Source organism: Kitasatospora sp. NPDC001683, assembly GCF_053596495.1.
Genome location: NZ_JBSFGK010000128.1, coordinates 1 through 17,668 on the forward strand (window position 1 = coordinate 1; position 17,668 = coordinate 17,668).

16 protein-coding genes are annotated in these 17,668 nt (G+C 73.1%); 9 read left to right on the forward strand and 7 right to left on the reverse strand.

The features are described 5' to 3' along the window. The coding region (locus ACWCYO_RS36830; protein WP_449786655.1) for a non-reducing end alpha-L-arabinofuranosidase family hydrolase at positions 1 to 1,880 on the reverse strand (1,880 nt) is incomplete at its 3' end. A 319-nt stretch (positions 1,881 to 2,199) separates the two neighbouring features. Here ACWCYO_RS36830 and ACWCYO_RS36835 point away from each other — a divergent pair. Continuing rightward, on the forward strand, positions 2,200 to 4,671 hold the full coding sequence (locus ACWCYO_RS36835; protein ID WP_449786656.1) for a pectinesterase family protein: 2,472 nt from the start codon (positions 2,200 to 2,202) through the stop codon (positions 4,669 to 4,671). Between the two features lie 115 nt (positions 4,672 to 4,786). Here the strand turns inward: ACWCYO_RS36835 and ACWCYO_RS36840 are convergent, their stop codons facing one another. Both ACWCYO_RS36840 and ACWCYO_RS36845 read right to left on the reverse strand, forming a co-directional pair. After that, a complete protein-coding gene (locus ACWCYO_RS36840) occupies positions 4,787 to 6,502 on the reverse strand; it encodes an RICIN domain-containing protein (protein ID WP_449786657.1) in 1,716 nt (571 codons plus the stop codon). Positions 6,503 to 6,923: 421 nt separating this feature from the next. Next, positions 6,924 to 7,745, reverse strand: coding sequence for an integrase (locus ACWCYO_RS36845; protein ID WP_449786658.1), 822 nt, complete (start codon positions 7,743 to 7,745; stop codon positions 6,924 to 6,926). Between the two features lie 167 nt (positions 7,746 to 7,912). On the opposite strand from ACWCYO_RS36845, the gene ACWCYO_RS36850 reads away from it, so the two are divergent. Continuing rightward, positions 7,913 to 8,089: a hypothetical protein gene (locus ACWCYO_RS36850; protein WP_270145413.1), complete on the forward strand. Its 177-nt coding sequence runs from the start codon at positions 7,913 to 7,915 to the stop codon at positions 8,087 to 8,089. 55 nt (positions 8,090 to 8,144) lie between these two features. On the opposite strand, the gene ACWCYO_RS36855 is transcribed toward ACWCYO_RS36850, so the two are convergent. From ACWCYO_RS36855 to ACWCYO_RS36865, 3 genes are all read right to left on the reverse strand, one after another. Then, on the reverse strand, positions 8,145 to 8,753 hold the full coding sequence (locus tag ACWCYO_RS36855; protein WP_270145415.1) for a TIGR03086 family metal-binding protein: 609 nt from the start codon (positions 8,751 to 8,753) through the stop codon (positions 8,145 to 8,147). Between the two features lie 133 nt (positions 8,754 to 8,886). Then, a complete protein-coding gene (locus tag ACWCYO_RS36860; RefSeq protein WP_449786659.1) occupies positions 8,887 to 10,218 on the reverse strand; it encodes an amidase in 1,332 nt (443 codons plus the stop codon). Between the two features lie 25 nt (positions 10,219 to 10,243). Beyond that, positions 10,244 to 10,474, reverse strand: coding sequence for a hypothetical protein (locus ACWCYO_RS36865; RefSeq protein ID WP_270145420.1), 231 nt, complete (start codon positions 10,472 to 10,474; stop codon positions 10,244 to 10,246). 187 nt (positions 10,475 to 10,661) lie between these two features. Here ACWCYO_RS36865 and ACWCYO_RS36870 point away from each other — a divergent pair, with 187 nt between their 5' ends. Next, on the forward strand, positions 10,662 to 11,603 hold the full coding sequence (locus tag ACWCYO_RS36870) for an LAETG motif-containing sortase-dependent surface protein (protein WP_449786660.1): 942 nt from the start codon (positions 10,662 to 10,664) through the stop codon (positions 11,601 to 11,603). 98 nt (positions 11,604 to 11,701) lie between these two features. Next, entirely contained in the window at positions 11,702 to 12,484 is a 783-nt protein-coding gene (locus ACWCYO_RS36875; protein ID WP_449786661.1) for an LPXTG cell wall anchor domain-containing protein, read from the forward strand. 355 nt (positions 12,485 to 12,839) lie between these two features. Here the strand turns inward: ACWCYO_RS36875 and ACWCYO_RS36880 are convergent, their stop codons facing one another. Then, a complete protein-coding gene (locus ACWCYO_RS36880; RefSeq protein WP_449786662.1) occupies positions 12,840 to 13,466 on the reverse strand; it encodes an ATP-binding protein in 627 nt (208 codons plus the stop codon). A 229-nt stretch (positions 13,467 to 13,695) separates the two neighbouring features. Between ACWCYO_RS36880 and ACWCYO_RS36885 the strand changes: the two genes are divergently transcribed. From ACWCYO_RS36885 to ACWCYO_RS36905, 5 genes are all read left to right on the forward strand, one after another. Further along, complete coding sequence (locus tag ACWCYO_RS36885; protein WP_449786663.1) at positions 13,696 to 14,484, forward strand: hypothetical protein; 789 nt, start codon at positions 13,696 to 13,698, stop codon at positions 14,482 to 14,484. Positions 14,485 to 14,683: 199 nt separating this feature from the next. Continuing rightward, entirely contained in the window at positions 14,684 to 15,442 is a 759-nt protein-coding gene (locus ACWCYO_RS36890; RefSeq protein WP_270145430.1) for a YcnI family copper-binding membrane protein, read from the forward strand. 82 nt (positions 15,443 to 15,524) lie between these two features. After that, entirely contained in the window at positions 15,525 to 16,214 is a 690-nt protein-coding gene (locus ACWCYO_RS36895; RefSeq protein ID WP_449786664.1) for an SCO family protein, read from the forward strand. Continuing rightward, positions 16,211 to 16,720 (forward strand): copper chaperone PCu(A)C, encoded by a 510-nt coding sequence (locus ACWCYO_RS36900; protein WP_449786665.1) that lies wholly within the window; start codon positions 16,211 to 16,213, stop codon positions 16,718 to 16,720. Before ACWCYO_RS36895 ends, ACWCYO_RS36900 begins: the two co-directional genes overlap by 4 nt. Positions 16,721 to 16,733: 13 nt before the next feature. Then, on the forward strand, positions 16,734 to 17,668 hold a 935-nt coding region (locus tag ACWCYO_RS36905), incomplete at its 3' end, for a copper resistance CopC family protein (protein WP_449786666.1).

The window sequence follows — 17,668 nt, forward strand, 5'->3', positions numbered from 1 at the left end:
ATCAGGGTCTGGTCGATCGGCGCGGCGCCGGGGATGCCGCCGGTGAACAACGGCTGCGGCGCGGACCAGCCGTTGGGGTTGGTGGGGTCGCTCGAGGTGCGGTAGACGAACGGCCACTGGCCCCACTGGTAGGCCAGCACCCAGATGTTCTTGGGCGCGAAGTAGAACAGCGTGGGCGCCACCGCGGACTGGCCCATCCCGGTCTGGGGGGCCGAGGCCATGTCCGACCAGTTCGTGAAGGGGCTGAACATCATCGAGCCGTACGAGGAGCCGTTCACGTTCGACGCGTACACCAGGTGCTTGCCGTTGTAGACCACGTCGGTGAAGTCCTTCACCGCGGCCCAGCCGTTCGCCGGCTGCGCCAGCGCGCCCGTCGACGACCAGTGGTACGTCGACGGCAGGGCACATTTGCCGCCCGTCGTCGGCGCGGGCGGGCTGAAGTTCCAGTGCTGGTTGGGGGCGCCCCAGGAGTCCCAGATCTGGACGGTGGTGCCGTTGGCGGTCTGGTTGCCGGGGGTCTCCAGGGCCCGGCCGCTGGCGACGTTGGTGAGGGTGTAGGAGCCGTCGCCGTTCCGGTCGGCGCGCCAGTGCTGGTTGGCGGCGCCGGTGGCGTCCCAGACCTGCATCCTCGTTCCGTTGCCCGTCTGGTTGCCCGGCTCCTCCAGGACCCGGCCGCTGGCGACGTTGGTGAGGGTGTAGGAGCCGTCGCCGTTCCGGTCGGCCCGCCACTGCTGGTTGGCGGCATTGCTCGCGTCCCACACCTGGACGGGGGTGCCGTTGCCGTTCTGTCCCGCGTACTCGTCGAGGACGCGTCCGGCGGCGCCGACGGCGGAGAGCGTGTAGACGGTGCCGGCGGTGATGCCCCCGCCCGGCGTGCCGCCGCTGCCGCCGCTGGTGCCGCCCAGGGTGGTGAGCACCGAGCCGTAGGCGGGCTTGTTGTTGCCGTTGCTGTCGAACAGGAGCGGGTTCTCGCCGCCGCGCCAGGAGTCGCTGTCGCGGATGCCCCACACCGTGATGCCCGTGCAGCGGGCGACGTTGAGGCAGTCCTGGACGGCGTTGGTGTACGCGGTGGTGGAGGCTTGGGCGATGTCGAGTTCGGTGATCTGGACGTCCACGCCGAGCGCGGCGAAGTTCGACAGGGTGTTCTGGAAGCTGGCCGGGGGGCCGCCGGTGCCGAAGTGGCTCTGGAAGCCGACGCAGTCGATGGGCACGCCGCGGGACTTGAAGTCCTTGACCATGCCGTAGACGCCCTGGGTCTTGGCGTCGGACCAGTTCTCGATGTTGTAGTCGTTGTAGCAGAGCTTGGCAGCGGGGTCGGCGGTGCGGGCGGTGCGGAAGGCCTCCTCGATGAAGCCGTTGCCCAGCACGTCCTGGAACACCGAACTGCGGTGCCGGCCGCTGCCGTCGTCGGCGAAGGCCTCGTTGACCACGTCCCAGGCGTAGATCTTGCCCCTGTAGTGCGTCATCTCGGTGGTGATGTGGTTGTCCATCACGCTGCGCAGGGTGTTGGCGTCGGTGATGGAGCGGGCCCAGGACGGCAGTTGGGAGTGCCAGACGAGGGTGTGACCCCGCATGCGCTGACCGTGCGCGCCGGCGTGGCCGACGATCGAGTCGGCGGGGCCGAAGTTGAACGACCCGCGGGAGGGTTCGGTGGTGTCCCACTTCATCTCGTTCTCCGGGGTGATCATGTTGAATTCCCGGTCGAGGATGGTGGAGTACCCCGAGTCGCCGAGCCTGCCCGAGGACACTGCCGTGCCGAAGTAGCGGCCGCTGCCGGTCGCTGCACCGGCCAGCGTGCGGGCCTTCGGCGTGTGAGCGGCCTGGGCGACCAGAGGTACGGCAGCACCCACGGCGGCGAGAACCGCGGCGGCGGCGAGCACGCGGCGGGTTGTCGGACGGCGGCGATGAGAGCGGTTCTGATCTGGCAAAGGCTTGCCTCCTGGCGCGGTGGGCCGCTGTCTCGGCCCCGGTTACCCGTCAGTTGCCGCCGTGTCCCGGAAGGTTGCCGTTCTGGAAGAGGAATTTCCTGTCGAGCGGGTGGGCGCGGCCCTCATCCCGTCGGGGAGAAGTGCCCCCGGAAGCGGCGCGACCGGCTGAAAGGAACACACGTTTCCCGCGCGGCAACCTTCCGTCTCACGGCGGCAACTGATGGAGAATCCGGCCCGCGTCCGCGGGCCGCCGCTCCAGAAGGACGGACCGTTGCCAGATCTCGACCGACGCACACACCGCCGACGCCCGGCGACCCGTCGCGTGCTCGCCACCGCCGGAGTCCTCGCCGTCATGGGCGCCACCGTCCCCCTGATCGCCCAGGCCGCCCTGACCCCGAAGGCCCACACGCTGACCGTGGCCTCCGACGGCAGCGGCCGGTACCGAACCGTGCAGTCGGCGGTGGACGCCGCGCGGCCGGGCGACCGGATCCGAATCGCCAAGGGCACCTACCGCGAGGTGGTGCGGGTGCCGGCCGGCAAGGACGGGCTGACCATCACGGGCGCCACCGGGAACCCCGCCGACGTCGTCATCAGCTACGGCAACTCCGCCGGCACGCCCAAGTCCGGCGGCGGCCGACTCGGCACCGAGGGCAGCGCCACGGCCACCTTCGCCGCCACCGGACTGACCGTGGAGAACCTGACCGTCGAGAACGCCTTCGACCGGGCCGCGGCTCACCCCGGCAGCGCGACCCAGGCCGTCGCCGTGGCGGCCGAGGGCGACCGCCAGGTCTTCCGCAACGACCGCATCATCGGCCGCCAGGACACCCTGCTCGCCTGGTCCCCCAACGCCACCGCGCAGACCCGCCAGTACTTCACCGACGACTACGTCGAGGGCGACGTCGACATGATCTTCGGCAACGCCACCGCCGTCCTCGACCACGCCACCATTCAGGCCGACGACGACGGCGCCCCCGCCGACGGCCTCAACGGCTTCCTCACCGCCGCCGACACGGAGACCGCGCACAAGTACGGCCTCCTGATCACCGACAGCACCGTCCGCTCCACCGCGAAGGACGGCACCTACTACCTCGGCCGGCCCTGGCATCCCACCGCCACCGCCAGTGCCCAGGTCGTCGTCCGCAACACGGCGCTGCCGGCCGCGATCAAGAGCGTCACCCCGTGGACCGACATGAGCGGCTTCTCCTGGCACTCGGCCCGCCTCACCTCGTACGGCAACACCGGACCGGGCGCCGCCACCGGCGCCGACAGCCCACAACTGCCGGCGGCCCAGGCCGGCGAGTACACCGCCACCGCGTACCTCGCGGGCACCGACGGCTGGAACCCGGTCGCGGCCTCACATGGCACCGGAACGACCGTGCCAGCCGGAACAGCGACCGGCGACACCCGCCATGTCACCGAGCCCGCACTGCCCACCACCGTCTGTGCCACCGTTCCCGCCGCCCGGACCATGCCCACCCGCACCACCGACCAGGGCAGCGAAACCACCCCACCGGACACGATCCGCATCCAGCATGCCCTCGATGCCTGCGCCCAGACCGGACAGCAGACCGTGGCCGTCCGCCTGCAGGCCACGGACTCCAGCCACAACGCCTTCCTCACCGGACCGCTGACCGTCCACCAAGGCGAAGTCCTGCTGCTGGACAGCGGTGTCACCCTCTACGGCTCACGCAACCCCGCCGACTACCAGATCAGCGGCAAGCCGCGCTGCGGCACCCTCGCCTCCTCCGGCGGCGGCTGCAAGCCGCTGATCAGCGTCGCCGGAGTCAACGCCGGCATCGAGGCCGCCCGCGCCGCCGACGGCAGCCAGGGCCGCATCGACGGCCGCGGCGACCAGACCGTCCTCGGCACCGCCACCAGCTGGTGGCAGCTCGCCACCGACGCCCAGAAGGCCGGCTCCACCCAGAACAACCCCCGCCTGATCCAGGCCGACGACTCCGACAACTTCACCCTCTACCACGTCGACCTGCTGAACTCCCCCAACTTCCACGTCGTCTACAACGGCGGCAACGGATTCACCGCCTGGGGCGTCCGGATCAAGACCCCCGCCACCGCCCGCAACACCGACGGCATCGACCCGGCCGGCGCCACCAACGTCACCATCACCGACTCCTTCATCATGGACGGTGACGACGGCATCGCCATCAAGGCCGGCAACAAGCCCAGCAGCAACATCACCGTGTCGAACAACCACTTCTACGGGACCCACGGCATCTCCATCGGCAGCGAGACCACCAGCGGCGTGACCAACGTCCTCTTCCGCGACAACACCCTCACCGGCACCGACGCCCTCGGCAACACCAGCGGCTCCAGCACCGGCATCCGGATCAAGAGCTCCCCCGCCAACGGCGGCAGGGTCACCGGCGTCACCTACCTGAACACCTGCCTCGACGCCGTCCGAGCCCCGCTCGTCCTCGACACCCACTACTCCGCCGGCAGCGGCTCCAACGCCCCCTGGTTCACCGGCATCACCGTCGACGGCGTCACCGCCACCCACTCCCCCAGCGGCGCCAAGTCCACCATCGCCGGGCTGGACAAGGCCCACCCGCTCGAACTGACCCTGGCACACCTCGACCTCGACGTCACCACGGCGACCGCCGCCAACGCCCGCATCACCGCCACCGACACCGACCTCCACCCGTCCGGCCCCGGCGTCACCGTGACCACCAGCAACGGCCCGGGCACGGCCCCCAGCTGCGCCTTCCCCGCCTTCCCCGCCCGCTGACCCCACCACCGCCCGGGCCGCGCCCGCTCCTGGCCGACGCCGGCCGAGAAGTCCGCAGCCCGGCCAGGAGAACGACTGTGGCCCCACCGAGGTGGGGCCACAGTCGTGTGTTCGCCTACTTGAGCGGCGTGCCGCCCGAGTTGCGGTAGGCGATCGTCTTGTTGATCAGGTTTCCGCCGTCGGTCTCGGGCGTGGTCTGTTCCGTCCAGCCGGCGCCGAACAGGATGCCGCCGACGTGTGCGTTCGCCACCTGGTCCAGGTGGGAGAAGAACCAGTCGACCTTGTCGTCCTTGTAGTGGTTGGGCGTGTTGTTCTGCGCCATGTTGCCCAGGGGGACCTGCCACAGGACCACCGGCTTGCCCACGGACTCGGCCATCGTCTTGTAGAAGCCGAGCGCGGCAAAGCCCTTCTGGTCGTTCCAGAAGGTGTCACGGCTGCCGTGGGCGGGCAGCGCGTACCAGCCGGCGTCGCGGTCCGTCACGTCGGTGACCAGGAAGTCGGCGCTCGATGCCCCGAGGTCCGCGTAGTCCTTGACGCACTGCGGGGTGTTCTGCTGCCAGTCGAAGCAGGACAGGTGCATTCCCACGCCGGCGTTCGGCGCGTACTTGTGCCCCATCGCGATCAGGCACTGGGCCAGGCCGGAGGCGCTGTTCTCCTGCGAGCCGCAGTCCGTGGGGTTCGCGGCCTTGACCTGTGCGGCGACCTGGTGCGGGTTGCCGAGCGAGCGGACGTAGCCCCAGAAGTCGGGCTCCAGGTCGATCATGTCGTGCGAGGTGCCGATCTTCTGGAGGAAGAAGCGGTAGTCGTTCAGGTAGCGGGTGAGCAGGTCGGCCCTGTTGATGGCCTGGACCTCGCCCGGACCGTCGCCCTGGCCCGCCGCGTCGCCGAGGTCGCGCAGCGAGTACCAGGTCCAGAGCTGCTTCTGCGGGCGCGACTTGCCCTGGTAGGTCGCATGAGCCGCATTGGCGTCCTTGTAGGTCACGTACGTGCCGGGCGCCGTGGTGCTGCCGGTCCAGCAGCCCCACCAACCCGACCACCCGTCCTGGCAGCGGGCCGCCGTGTAGTAGTCCGAGGAGGGCGCGGGCTGGCTGTGCACGTAGGCGTACTGCACGTCGAACGGCGCGGCGCTCGCCGAGGCGTCGGACATCGAGCCGCCGATGAGCACCGTGTTGCTGCCCATGAAGCTCTTCGCCGAGTTGTTGCCGCCGCCGCCCGGCGCCGGCGGCGCCGACGTCGGGTGGTCACCGCTCGGGGCCTGGCTCGTCGGAGCGCTGCCGCCCGGCGTGGCAGGTTTGGTGGGCGTGGCGCTGCTGCCGGAGCCCCCCGTGTTCCCGGTGCCGCTGGTACTGCCGGCCGGGACGAGCTGCCACTGCTGGTTGGCGCCGTTCCAGTCGTGGTACTGGGCGATCTGGCCCCCGTCGGTCTTGGAGCCGAGCGGGACCTCGACGGCCTTGCCGTTGAAGCGGTTGATCAGACGCACGTAGCCGTCCGACGACTTCTCCAGGTGGAACTGCTGGTTGGCGCCGTTCAGGTCACTCCACTGCCTCACCTGGGAGCCTTCGGTCTTCGACCAGCCGTAGTCGTCCAGCACCTTGCCGGAGTACCGGTTCTGCAGCCGGTAGTTCCCGTCACCCGCGTCGATGAACTTCCACTGCTGGTTCGCCCCGCCGGTGCGGCTCCACTGCACCACCGAAGCGCCGTCGTACGCGCCGTAGCCGTAGTCGTCCAGCACCTGGCCGGTGCTGCGGTTGACCAGCAGGTACCAGGGGCTCGTGTCCACGGCCACAGTGCCCGCCGAGGCCGTGTTGACCACGGCCACGGATGCGCCCACGACCGCCAGGCCGACAGTCGCCCAGAAACCCCGGCGCTGGTACAGCCGACGGGCGCGATGCGACGGACGGGCTCCGCGCCCGTGGCCGCCCGCCCGTGCGACGCCACTGACGACGTGGGGTTGGCGAGGGACGTCTCTGTGCTCTCGTTCAAGGGACACGTCTGTGCTCTCTTTCAGCCGTCGCATCTGACCGAACCACTTGGCCGGACACCACTGAGTGACCGCGGAGGACGAAAAGGTTGCCGCGAAGAGCCACAGATTTTTACGCTTGCCCGCTTTTCACGCTTGCCCGCCTTCCGTCCGCCGCGGAGCACCGACGGGCGCTTCCTGCCGGACCGGTGCATCGTCGGCACCTGCCCGCACAGCGGCTACGGCCAGGCCCTGCGACCATGGCCCGACCGGCGTCCGACGCCTCCGCCGCCTACAGCAACGCGTAGACGGCGGAGGCGTCGTCGTGGGTCTTGCCGCGCGGCCAGCGTTCGCAGCCGGCGTCCGCCCGCTCCACCTCGCGGACCTGGGCGATCAGCTCGCCCGGACCGGACTCGGCGAGCAGCCGCAGCACGTCACCCCAACTGCCCAGCCCGAAGCGCTCGGTGTAGCGCGAGGCGCCGTCGGTCAGGGCGGCCAGCGCGTGCAGCCGGTCCAGCGGGACGAAACCGGTCTCGGCGTGCTCGGCCGCCCGCGGGTTGGCGGCGGCGATCCACGGGCCGGTGCCGCGGTTGCGGGCGGCGCGCACCGCCAGCGCGTACTCGAGGTGCAGCGCGGCCCGCTCGGCCGAGCCGGGGACGGTCGCCCAGACCTGGCGGCGCAGCCCCTCCCCGCCTGGGAAGCGCTGGTTGTCCCCGATCACCTTGGGCGGCCCGTCCTTGTACTCCAGCACCAGCAACGAGTCGCCGAGCGCCAGGTACTCCAGCGACTTCCCGTGCCGCCGGGCCGCGACCACCATCGCCGCGGGCGTGTTGGCGTGGCCGAGGTCGCAGCGGCCGCCGTGCAGCGCGGCCGTCTCCACGATGGCGTCGGCCAGGCACTCGGCGATCGAACGGTCCGCCCGGTCGGTGAGCCGGGCGAGCAGGTGCACCCCCAACCGGCGGACGTACCAGGCCGTTCCGTGCCGGCACCCGGACTCCAGGCCGGCCGGCGAGCTGGCGCCGTCCAGCAGGACCAGTGCCTCCGGCGAGGCCGCCGCGAAGTCCTCGCTCTCGCGGTCGGGCCGCCGCGCTTCCCCTGCGAGCTGTAGCTGCATCCCGACAGTGTGGCCGTCGCCCCCGGCCCGCGCCCAGACCCGTGCGCCGGTGTGCCGCCGGCCGGGGCCCGGTGTCCGGTGGCAGCGCGGTCGATTCGGCCATACCGTCGGATAGCGACTGGACGATTCGGCCAATCAGGACCGGCCAGGTTCGGGATCACCTTCGGGTGTCCGAGCGGCCCGGTGCTGACGAGGAGCGGATGATGACGACGTTCTGGCAGTTCATCGTGGTGCTCGGCGCCTCGCTCGGTTTTCCGACCGCCGCGCTGCTGTTCCTGATCGGCGGACCGCGCTTCCAGGACGAGCGGCGCGACCGGCAGCCCGGGCCTTCCGGCGACCGGTAGTTTCGGGTCTTCCGGCTCGGGCCCGGCGCACGCCCCCGGGTTCAGGCCCCCGGGTTCAGGCCTTCCAGGCCGGGTCCCGGCCGAGCAGCGCCAGGGCGCGGTCGAACCGGCCGGCGCCGCCGGCGGGTTCGAGGCCCGGACGGAAGGCCCGCCCTGGCGCCCGGGCCTCCGGCGTGTCCGGGACGGCCTCGGTCACCGCCAGCAGCGCGGTGGCCAGGGCGTCGTCGCCCTCCACCACGGCGACCAGCCGGTCCGTGCCGCCGAGCGCGGCGGCGACGTCCCACGCGTGCACCAGGGCGTCCACCAGGTGGAAACCGACCGCCTGGGCGAGCGGGAAGGGCCCGCCGTCGCGGACCTCGGGCAGCCAGAGCGCCCGGCCGGTGACGGCCGCCTCGCGGAAGGCCGCAGTGAGTTCGGCGCCGGTGCGGCGGAAGTCCTCCGCCGGGTCCGCGCCGAGCGGGGCGTCCGCGAACAGCGCCAGGTCCGGCCCGGCGCCGCGGGCGGCCGCGGCGAAACCCTGGTGCTGGCCGACGCAGTGCTCCAGCAGCCGGCGCAGCGTCCACCCGGCGCACGGGGTGGGCCGGTCCAGCTGGTCCGGCCGGACCCCGTCCACCACCTCGACGGCCAGTCCCATGGCCTGTGCGTGCAGTTCGACGAGCTTCATGCGGCAGTGCCCCCAGTCCTGCGGAAACGAATCCGATCACCTGATCAACGACGGCCGGTTCCCCGACGACCCTGCGGTGGCCGAGCCCCCGGGGCACCACCAGGCCCAACTGCTCGCCTGACCGATAGGGCAGCTAGGGCACATCCGGGCCCGACACCCGCTCCAGCACGGCCGCTTGGGCCAGCAGCCGCTCGTCCCCGCCCGCCGTGCCGACCACCTGGAGACCGAGCGGCAGCCCGTCCGGGGTGCGCCCGGCCGGCAGGCTCAGCGCGGGCAGGCCGAGGTAGCTCCAGGGCAGCGACATCACCGCGTCCCCGGTGCTGTGCAGCCCCTCCGGCGCCCCGCCCGGCGCGGACGGCGCCAGCCAAAGGTCCACCCCGGCCGCGGCCGCCGCCCCGGCCACCCACTCGCCCAGCCGCTCCCGGAACCCCAGCGCGGCCGCGCGGTCCTCCGCCGCGACCCCCTGCCCGGCCCGGATGCTCGCCACCGTCTCCGGCCGGTACAGACCGCCGAACCGGGCGAACCAGTCGGCGTGACTGCGGGCCAGCTCGAACCGGTTGACGGTCTGCAACTGCCGGGTGACCTCGGCGAAGTCGGGGAACAGCGGCACCCTGCGCACCGTCAGCCCGGCCCGCTCGAACCGTACGAGCCGCTCCTCGAAGGCGCGCAGCGCGAGCGGTTCGGCCCGCTCCAGGTACGGTCCTTCCGGCACCCCGAGCACCGGTTCCGGGTCGGCCCCCGCATCCACGCCCTCGCCCACGCCCCGCCAGTCGTCACAGAGCAGCGAGGCCGCCAGCACCGCACCCGCCAGGTCGGCGGTGAACACCCCCAGGGTGTCCAAGCTCGGTGCGTTCGGGATCACCCCCGAGACCGGGATCCGCCCGTACGTCGGCCGGAAGCCCACCACCCCGCAGTACGCGGCCGGCCGGATCACCGAACCGACCGTCTGGGTGCCGATCGCGAGCGGCACCAGCCCCGCCGCGACCGCCGCCGCCGAACCGCTGCTGGAACCGCCCGGGGTGTGCCCCGGATGGTGCGGATTGCGGGTCGGGCCCGGGGCGCTCGCCGCGAACTCGGCGGTCACCGTCTTGCCCCCGACCAGCGCCCCCGCCGCCAGCAACCGGTCCACCACCACGGCCTGCGGCCCCGCCAGCACGCCCGGCGGCAGGGCGGAGCCGGCGTGCGTGGGCAGCCCGTCCACGTGCACGATGTCCTTGACCCCCACCGCCACCCCGTACAGCGGCGGCCGCCCGGTCGGCTCCGGGTACCGCACGGCCAACTCCCTTGCCCGCGCCCGCAGTCGGTCGTGCCGCCCGGGCTCCGCCACGAAGGCGTGGAGCAGCGGATCCACCCGCTCGACCCGCGCACAGAAACGGTCGACGTGCTCGGACAGACCGGGCGCACCGGCCCGCAGTGCGGCCGCCTCGCGGATCAACGACCGTGGCTGGACGAGAGGTTCCTCCATATCGAGCACGGTAGCGCCCGGCTGCTCACTGGTGCTCGGCCGACAGGTACGGCGTCTCGCGCAGGAAGTAGGCCCCACAGGTGTGGCAGCACAGCTCCGGGGTCTTCCCCCAGTCCACCGTCTCCCGCACGGGTGCCCCCGGATCGAGCTCCCGGCCGCACATCGCCACGCTCTGCGTGCCCCGGACCATGTGCCACAACCGCACCCCGCCGGCCTCCCCACCGGCGCCGTACTCGGCTCGCATCTGGTGCATCATGCACCCCATCGTCCGGCCACCCCGCGCCCCCGGCAACCGGGGCCGCCGCACCGCGGACCCGCTCCCCTCTCGAAATCTGACCATCACACCCCCGTAGGGTATGCGTGCGTACCGGCGCCAGCGGCCTTCCCGAAGCCCCAAGTCGCCCGAAATCAACCACATTTCACCCGAAGATGGAGCTTTTAGCGTGCGCTCTTCCCGCTTTATCGCCGCCTCCACCCTGGTGGCGCTCGCCCTCGGCGCCACGGTCGGCGCGGCCACCGCCGGTGCCGTCGGGATCACCGGCTCCCCGACCCCCACCGGCACCGCGACCGCCGCCCCGAGCGCCCCCACGACCGCCGCCCCAAGCACCACCGCAACCGCGCCTGGCACCCCGGCCCCCACCGCGCCCACCATCAAGCCGATACCGAAGCCGACCATCGACAACCGGTGCCACGGCGGCGTCTACCAGAGCTCCCTGCTCAAGGTCACCGGCACCGGCCTGTACGGGACCACCCTGATCAAGGGCGGCCCGGCCGCCGAAGTCACCCTGACCTGGGAGAACAATAGTGGCGTCGACCTGCCCGTCGTCCACAACTCCTTCTACGTCACCGACGAGTTCGACTTCGACGGTGGCCGCCCGGTCGATTGGAACACCGGGTTCCTTGACGTCCAGCTGAACACCGGTGACGGCTGGAAGCCCGGGCAGCTCAACGACCGGATCTTCCGGGTGCCTGACTTCAAGCTGGCCAAGGGCGAGAAACTCACCTACAAGGTCCGGATCGCCGCCACCGCCAAGGCCCCGGCCGGTCGCTACGGCGCGAACTACGAAGCCGCCTCGGACGCCTTCGACAACGACAAGGTCCCCACCCCGGCCAACAACCAGCCGCAGGCCTGCACGCAGTTCCTCGCCGACTACCTGGGCGAGTTCCACGTCGCCGAGGCCGGTGGCGCCACCACCCCCGCCGCCGTCCCCGCCGCCGTCCCCGCCGCCGCGGTCTCCGCTTCCCCGTCAGCGGGCCCGCACCTGGCCGAGACCGGTGCCTCCTCCGACACCCTGCCGATCGCCCTCGGCGGCGCGGTGGTGCTGGCGGCCGGCGCCGGCACCCTGTTCGTCCTGCGCCGCCGCAAGGCGGGCACGCACGGCTGACCTTCCGCCAGATGAACCGAGGGGCGCGGACAACCGTTCGGGCCCCTCGGTGGTCTTCCCCGGAGAGCGAACCCCGACCCCACCGCTGGAGCCCACCGATGCGTCCCGCCCGCCTTCCCGCCGCCTGCACCCTGCTCGTGCTCACCATCGGTCCGGTCGCCCTCGCCACGGTCCCCGCACTCGCCGCCGACACCCCGGCCACCACGCCCGCCGCGCCCACCGGGACGCCGTCCGCCACGCCGGCCACCCCTGCCGAGACCCCCTCGGCCACCCCGACGGCCGCCTCCCCCTCCTCCCCGGCCTCCCCTTCCTCCGCCACCTCCAGCGACTGCCCGGAAGGCACGACCGCCGATCCGATCCCGGTCACCAGCAGCAGCGACGCCCCGGGCGAACTCGCCGTCACCTTCGCCAACCCCAGCACCACGACGGTCAAGCAGCTCGCCACCACCGTCGCCCTCGCCGACGCCGACGGCGGCAGCCTCCCGCTCGAGCTGCGCGCGGGAGCCGGCCTCTGGAAGCCCCTCACCGTCACCGGCACCGCCGTCAACACCGGCAGCTACCAGCTCCCCCAGGGCCAGAAGCTCACCCTCCAGGTGCGACTCGCCGCCGGAGCCCCGCACGGCGACCACCGGCTCACCTTCACCGCCAAGTCCGAGGTCCTCCCGAGCGGCTCCGCACCGGCGAAGAAGTACACCTGCCCCCAGCTCACCGCCACCTACACGGCCCCCCTCACCCCCACCAACCACACCCCGGCCCCCACCCGCCTCGCCGACACCGGCGCCGGCACCGCCTCCCGCCCCCTCGCCATCGCCGGCGCCACCGCCCTCCTCCTCGGCACCACCCTCCTCTTCCTCACCCGCCGCCGCCCCACCACCGACTGACCCCACCCACACCCGGGCGTCAGCAGGCGCTCCTCCCGGCGCAACCGGTCACCCGTCCACCGTCGCCGCGCCGCGCGGACTCAGCCCGCTTCAACCGGTCGCCCACAACGACCTCCCGCCACAGCGAGGCGCCCCCCGCCCTACGAAGCCGCGCGCGGCCTGCCACCCGAGGATCCTCGTCGAAGCTGACGATCGCCCCCCGGAGGGGGTGGTTGCGGAGCCGGAGGTGGTCGGTGAGGGCGTGGATGAGAAAGAGAACCCCGGCCGGATCCGGCGGTGAGGTCCGGGAGGGTGTCGAGATCGACCGGGCGGGGAGTCGGCGCCGGGGGGCGGGGCCGGCAGCAAGGCCTAACCCCTACGACGCCGCCCGCAGCAGCGCGTCGTCCTGCCACTTGAGGATCTTGTCGAAGCTGACGATCGCCCCCCGGAGGGGGTGGTTGCGGAGCTGGACGTGGTCGGTGAGGGCGTGGATGAGGAAGAGGCCCCGGCCGGATTCGGCGGTGAGGTCGGGGAGGGTGTCGAGGTCGACCGGGCGGAGGGTGGGGGCCGGGGGGCGGCGGGGGAGGACGTGGGTGTCGTACGGGTGGCCGTCGCGGCGCGGGCGGTGGCCGGTGAGGACGCGGGCCGGGACGGTGACGCGGCCGCGGCGGGAGCGGCGGGGCGCGTGGCCGACCGGGGCTGGGGTGGCCCGGCGGCGGGCGGCGGGCTGGGCGCTGGGGGCGGGCAGGCCGGGACCGGAGTCGGTGACCTCGATCCGCAGGCGGTCGCCGTTGATCGAGGCGGTGACCTGGAAGCCGTCGTCGGGCCGGCCGGTGGCGCCGTGTTCGACGGCGTTGGCGCAGGCCTCGGTGAGGGCGACGCCGAGGTCGTCGGCGATCTGCGGGTCGACGCCCGCGGTCGCCATGGCACCGAGCAGGATGCGCCGGGCCAGCGGGACGCTGGCCGGGTCGCGCTTGAGGTGCAGAGTCCACCAGATGTCCACGGGAGGTCCCTCCTGGCTGCGGCTCCACATACAACTAGGTATCTCCGGGCGAATCGGCGGCGAACCGTGCCCGGGGGCGGCTACCGCCCGTTCGGCGGATGGACTGGGGACGGGGTCTGTGCCGAAGGGCGCACGGGGTGGGGTGCACGCCGCCGCCGAACGGGGCATTCATAGGGATTTCCCACCCGGCCCGTGTCCGTGGTGTGCGCGATGAGATGATGGCCCGGCCATGACTGCCCTCCCCGCCGCCCCGTTCCAGGGCGCCCCTGTACCGGCTCGGCCGGTGGGGGCCGCCGCCTGGGATCTGCGGCTTGCCCGGGCGGTCCCGTTCGCGCTGGTCTGCACGCTGATCGCGGCCGCCGGGCACGCCCTGGCCGGTGGCGGGAACGTGCCGCCGACCGCGCTGGCGGCGGGTTTCGCCGCGCTGCTGGTGCTCGCGGTGGCGTGCGGTGGGCGGGAGCGTTCGCTGGCGGCCATCGCCGGGGCGCTCGGCGCGGGGCAGCTCGGACTGCACTGCCTGTTCCACGGTCTCGGCGACCACGGCTCGATGTCCATGTCGCAGGCGGCCGACCGGCTGATCTGCAACGAGGCCCGTCCGGGCACGCTGATCGGCCTGCCCGGCAACACCTCCCCGGAGCAGCTGGTCTCCTCGGCGGGCCTGGATCCGCACGCGTACGCCGCCGCGCCGTGGTGGCAGGGCGGCGTGCTGGGGATGACGCCGTCGATGCTGGCCGGGCACCTGGCCGCCGCACTGGTGGCGGGCTGGTGGCTGCGGCGCGGCGAGGCGGCGCTGTGGCGGCTGGTGCGGGTGGCCGCGTCGGCGGCCCGGGAGCACTGGGCGGCGCCGCTGCGGTCGGCGCTGGTACTGGTGGCCGCGCTGCTGCGCGGTCTGTTCGGCGTGGCCGGTCCGGCCCGCCGGTTCGGTGCGGGTGGCGGCGGTGGCCGGCTGCCGGCGAGTGCGGTGCTGCGGCACAGCGTGGTGCGGCGCGGTCCGCCGTGCGGGGCCTTCGCGTACTGATCCGGCGCCCCGCCGTACCCGACGAGTGGTACCGGTCGAGCCGGTGAGGTGCGCGGTGTCCGGGCCGTTCCCGTCCGCCCACGGCGACGGCGGCCCCCGGTTCTGCCCTCACACGTCCGCACGTGCGGCGCCGCCGAGGCACGGTTCCCCCGTCGCCCGGTCCGGTCGGCCGCCGAGCTCCGATCGGAGACCCACCATCATGCGTTCCCTTCCCGCCCGCCGTACCGCCGCCGTCGTCCTGACCGCCGCCGCCTCCGTGGTGGCACTGGCCGGCCCGGCCTTCGCGCACGTCACCGTGAACCCGGGCACGGCCGCCCAGGGCGGTTACGCGACCGTCAACTTCCAGGTGCCGGACGAGAGCGACACGGCGAGCACGGTGAAGCTGGAGGTCAACCTGCCGATGGACCACCCGCTGGCCTCGGTGCGGACCCTGCCGATGCCGGGCTGGACGGCGACCGTCGAGAAGTCCAAGCTCGACAAGCCGATCAAGGTGCACGGCAGCGACGTCAACGAGGCCGTCTCCAAGATCACCTGGACGGCTGACGCCGGCACCAAGATCGCCCCCGGCCAGTTCGGCGAGTTCCGGCTGTCGCTCGGCCCGCTGCCGTCGGACGCCGACAGCATGGTCTTCAAGGCGTTGCAGACCTACGACAACGGCGACGTCGTCCGCTGGATCGACGAGGCCCAGGCCGGCCAGCCCGAGCCGGCCCACCCGGCGCCGACCCTGAAGCTCACCAAGGCCGCCTCCGGTGACGGCCACGGCGTCACCGCCTCCGCCTCGCCGACCGCCGACGCCCACGGCGGCAGCTCCGACCACGCCGCCGCCTCCGACGGCGACGCCAAGTCCAGCGACACCACCGCCCGCACCCTCGGCGTGGTCGGCATCGTGGTCGGCGTGATCGGCACCGCCGTCGGCGTGCTCGGCCTGCGCCGCAAGAGCGGCGGCTCCGCCTCCTGACCCCCGCACCGGCGGGGCCGTACCCGTACCCGTGACCGGTACGGCCCCGCCGGTGGTCCCCCCGCGCCCGATCGGATCCACCATGCCCCGCACCACCCGCACCACCCGCACCACCCGCACCACCCGCCTGGCCGGCGCGGCCGCCCTCGCCCTGGCCGCCGCGCTCACCCTCTCGGCCTGCGGCTCCTCCGGCGGCGGCTCGACCGCCGCCGCCAAGGTCACCCAGCAGAAGGACGACAGTCCGTACCAGGGCACCAAGCTGGCCAAGAACTTCGAGAAGCCCGACCTCCAGCTGACCGACACCTCCGGCCAGCCGTACGACCTGCGGCAGCAGACCAACGGCAAGGCCACCCTGCTGTTCTTCGGCTACACCAGCTGCCCGGACGTCTGCCCGACCACCATGGGCGACATCGGCGTCGCGATGAAGGCGCTGTCCCCGGAGGACCGGAAGAAGATCAACGTCGTCTTCGTCTCCACCGACCCGCAGCGCGACACCCCCAAGGTGCTGCGCACCTGGCTGGACTCGATGGGCACCGACTTCGTAGGCCTCACCGGCGACCTCGCGAAGGTGAAGACCGCCGCCAGGTCGCTCGGCATCATGATCGAGGACCCGGTGGTCAACCCGGACGGCACCGTCACCTCGACCCACGGCGCCCAGGTACTGGCCTTCCTCCCCTCGGACGACAAGGCCCACGTGCTCTACATGAGCGGCACCGAGGAGAAGACCTACGAGCACGACCTGCCGCTGCTCGCCAAGGGGGTCGCGGCGTGACGACGGCGGTGAACCGACGTTTCCGCCGCTCGGCCCTGGCCGGCGCGGTGCTGGCGACGGTCCTCGGCGGCGGGGCGATACTCGCCGCCTGCGGGACCGGCGGCGACGGCGGCAGCGGCGACAGCGCCGCCGCCGGGCCGGCGAAGCTGAGCGTGGCGGACCCCTACATCCCGCTGCCCCCGGCCGGCGGGATGGGTGCCGGCTACCTGACCGTCCGCAACGACGGCGGGCCGGACGAGCTGGTCAAGGTGAGCAGCCCGGAGGCCGGGTCGGTCACCATGCACCGCTCGACCGCGTCGACCATGGAGCAGGTGGACAGCCTGGACGTGCCCGCGCACGGCACGCTGCGGCTCGCCCGCGGCGGCACCCACCTGATGATCATGGATTGGCAGAAGGCCCCCGCCCTGGGCGACGAGCTGGAGCTCGACCTGACCTTCGCCAAGTCCGGCACCATCTCCGTCAAGGTGCCGGTCAAGGAGCTCACCTACCGTCCAGGCCAGAGTTAGGGGACCCGCCAGCATGGAGAAGGCCGCCCACCGCCGCATTGCCTCCCGCAGCCGCATCGCCTCCCACCGCCGGGCCGTCGGACTGCTCGGGATGCTCGGCGCGCTGCTCGCGCTGATGCTCGCCGGCGCCGGCCCGGCCTCCGCGCACGCCACCCTGAACTCCACCGACCCGGCGCAGAACTCGGTGGTCGCCACCGCCCCGCAGGCGGTCACCCTGACCTTCAGCGAGACGGTCTCGCTGTCCAGCGACTCGGTCCGGGTGCTCGACCCGCGCGGCAAGCCGGTGGACACCGGCAACCCGACCCACGCCGACGGCAAGGGCGACACCGCCCGGGTCGGGCTGAACAGCGGGCTCGCCAATGGCACGTACACCGTCGCCTGGCGGGCCGTCTCGGAGGACTCGCACCCGGTCGGCGGAGCGTTCACCTTCTCCATCGGCGCGCGCTCGGACACCTCGGTGTCGGCCAGCGCGCTGCAGGGCGCCAAGGCGGACACCCTGGTCGCCGCCCTCTACGGGACCGGGCGCACCGTCGCCTACGCGGCCTTCGCGCTGCTCGCCGGGGTCGCCGCCTTCGTGCTGATCTGCTGGCCGGCCGGCGCCGCCCGGCGGCCGGTGCAGCGGCTGCTGATGACCGGCTGGACGGCGCTGCTGGTCTCGACCGTCGCGGTGCTGATGCTGCGCGGCCCGTACGAGCGCGGCACCGGCATCGGGCAGGCCCTCGACCTGTCGCTGGTGCGCGCCAGTCTGGACGAGCGGATCGGCACCGCGCTGGCCGCCCGGCTGCTGCTGCTCGCCGCGGCCGGGATCTTCCTGTCGCTGCTGGTCGGCCAGCTGGGGCAGCCGCCGGCCCCCCCGGGGGGCGCGGGGGGCCGGCGGGGCGCCGGGGGGGCAAACCCCCCCGCCGGGGCCGCCCCGGGCCGCCCCCCCCCAGGCGCCCCGCGGCGGCG

Coding starts and splice junctions, on each gene's coding strand:
- ACWCYO_RS36865 (WP_270145420.1), bottom strand. CDS start 10,474: ATGATGCACCAGATGCGAGCCGAGTACGGCGCCGGTGGGGAGGCCGGC.
- ACWCYO_RS36855 (WP_270145415.1), bottom strand. CDS start 8,753: ATGAAGCTCGTCGAACTGCACGCACAGGCCATGGGACTGGCCGTCGAG.
- ACWCYO_RS36885 (WP_449786663.1), top strand. CDS start 13,696: ATGACTGCCCTCCCCGCCGCCCCGTTCCAGGGCGCCCCTGTACCGGCT.
- ACWCYO_RS36895 (WP_449786664.1), top strand. CDS start 15,525: ATGCCCCGCACCACCCGCACCACCCGCACCACCCGCACCACCCGCCTG.
- ACWCYO_RS36860 (WP_449786659.1), bottom strand. CDS start 10,218: ATGGAGGAACCTCTCGTCCAGCCACGGTCGTTGATCCGCGAGGCGGCC.
- ACWCYO_RS36875 (WP_449786661.1), top strand. CDS start 11,702: ATGCGTCCCGCCCGCCTTCCCGCCGCCTGCACCCTGCTCGTGCTCACC.
- ACWCYO_RS36890 (WP_270145430.1), top strand. CDS start 14,684: ATGCGTTCCCTTCCCGCCCGCCGTACCGCCGCCGTCGTCCTGACCGCC.
- ACWCYO_RS36845 (WP_449786658.1), bottom strand. CDS start 7,745: ATGCAGCTACAGCTCGCAGGGGAAGCGCGGCGGCCCGACCGCGAGAGC.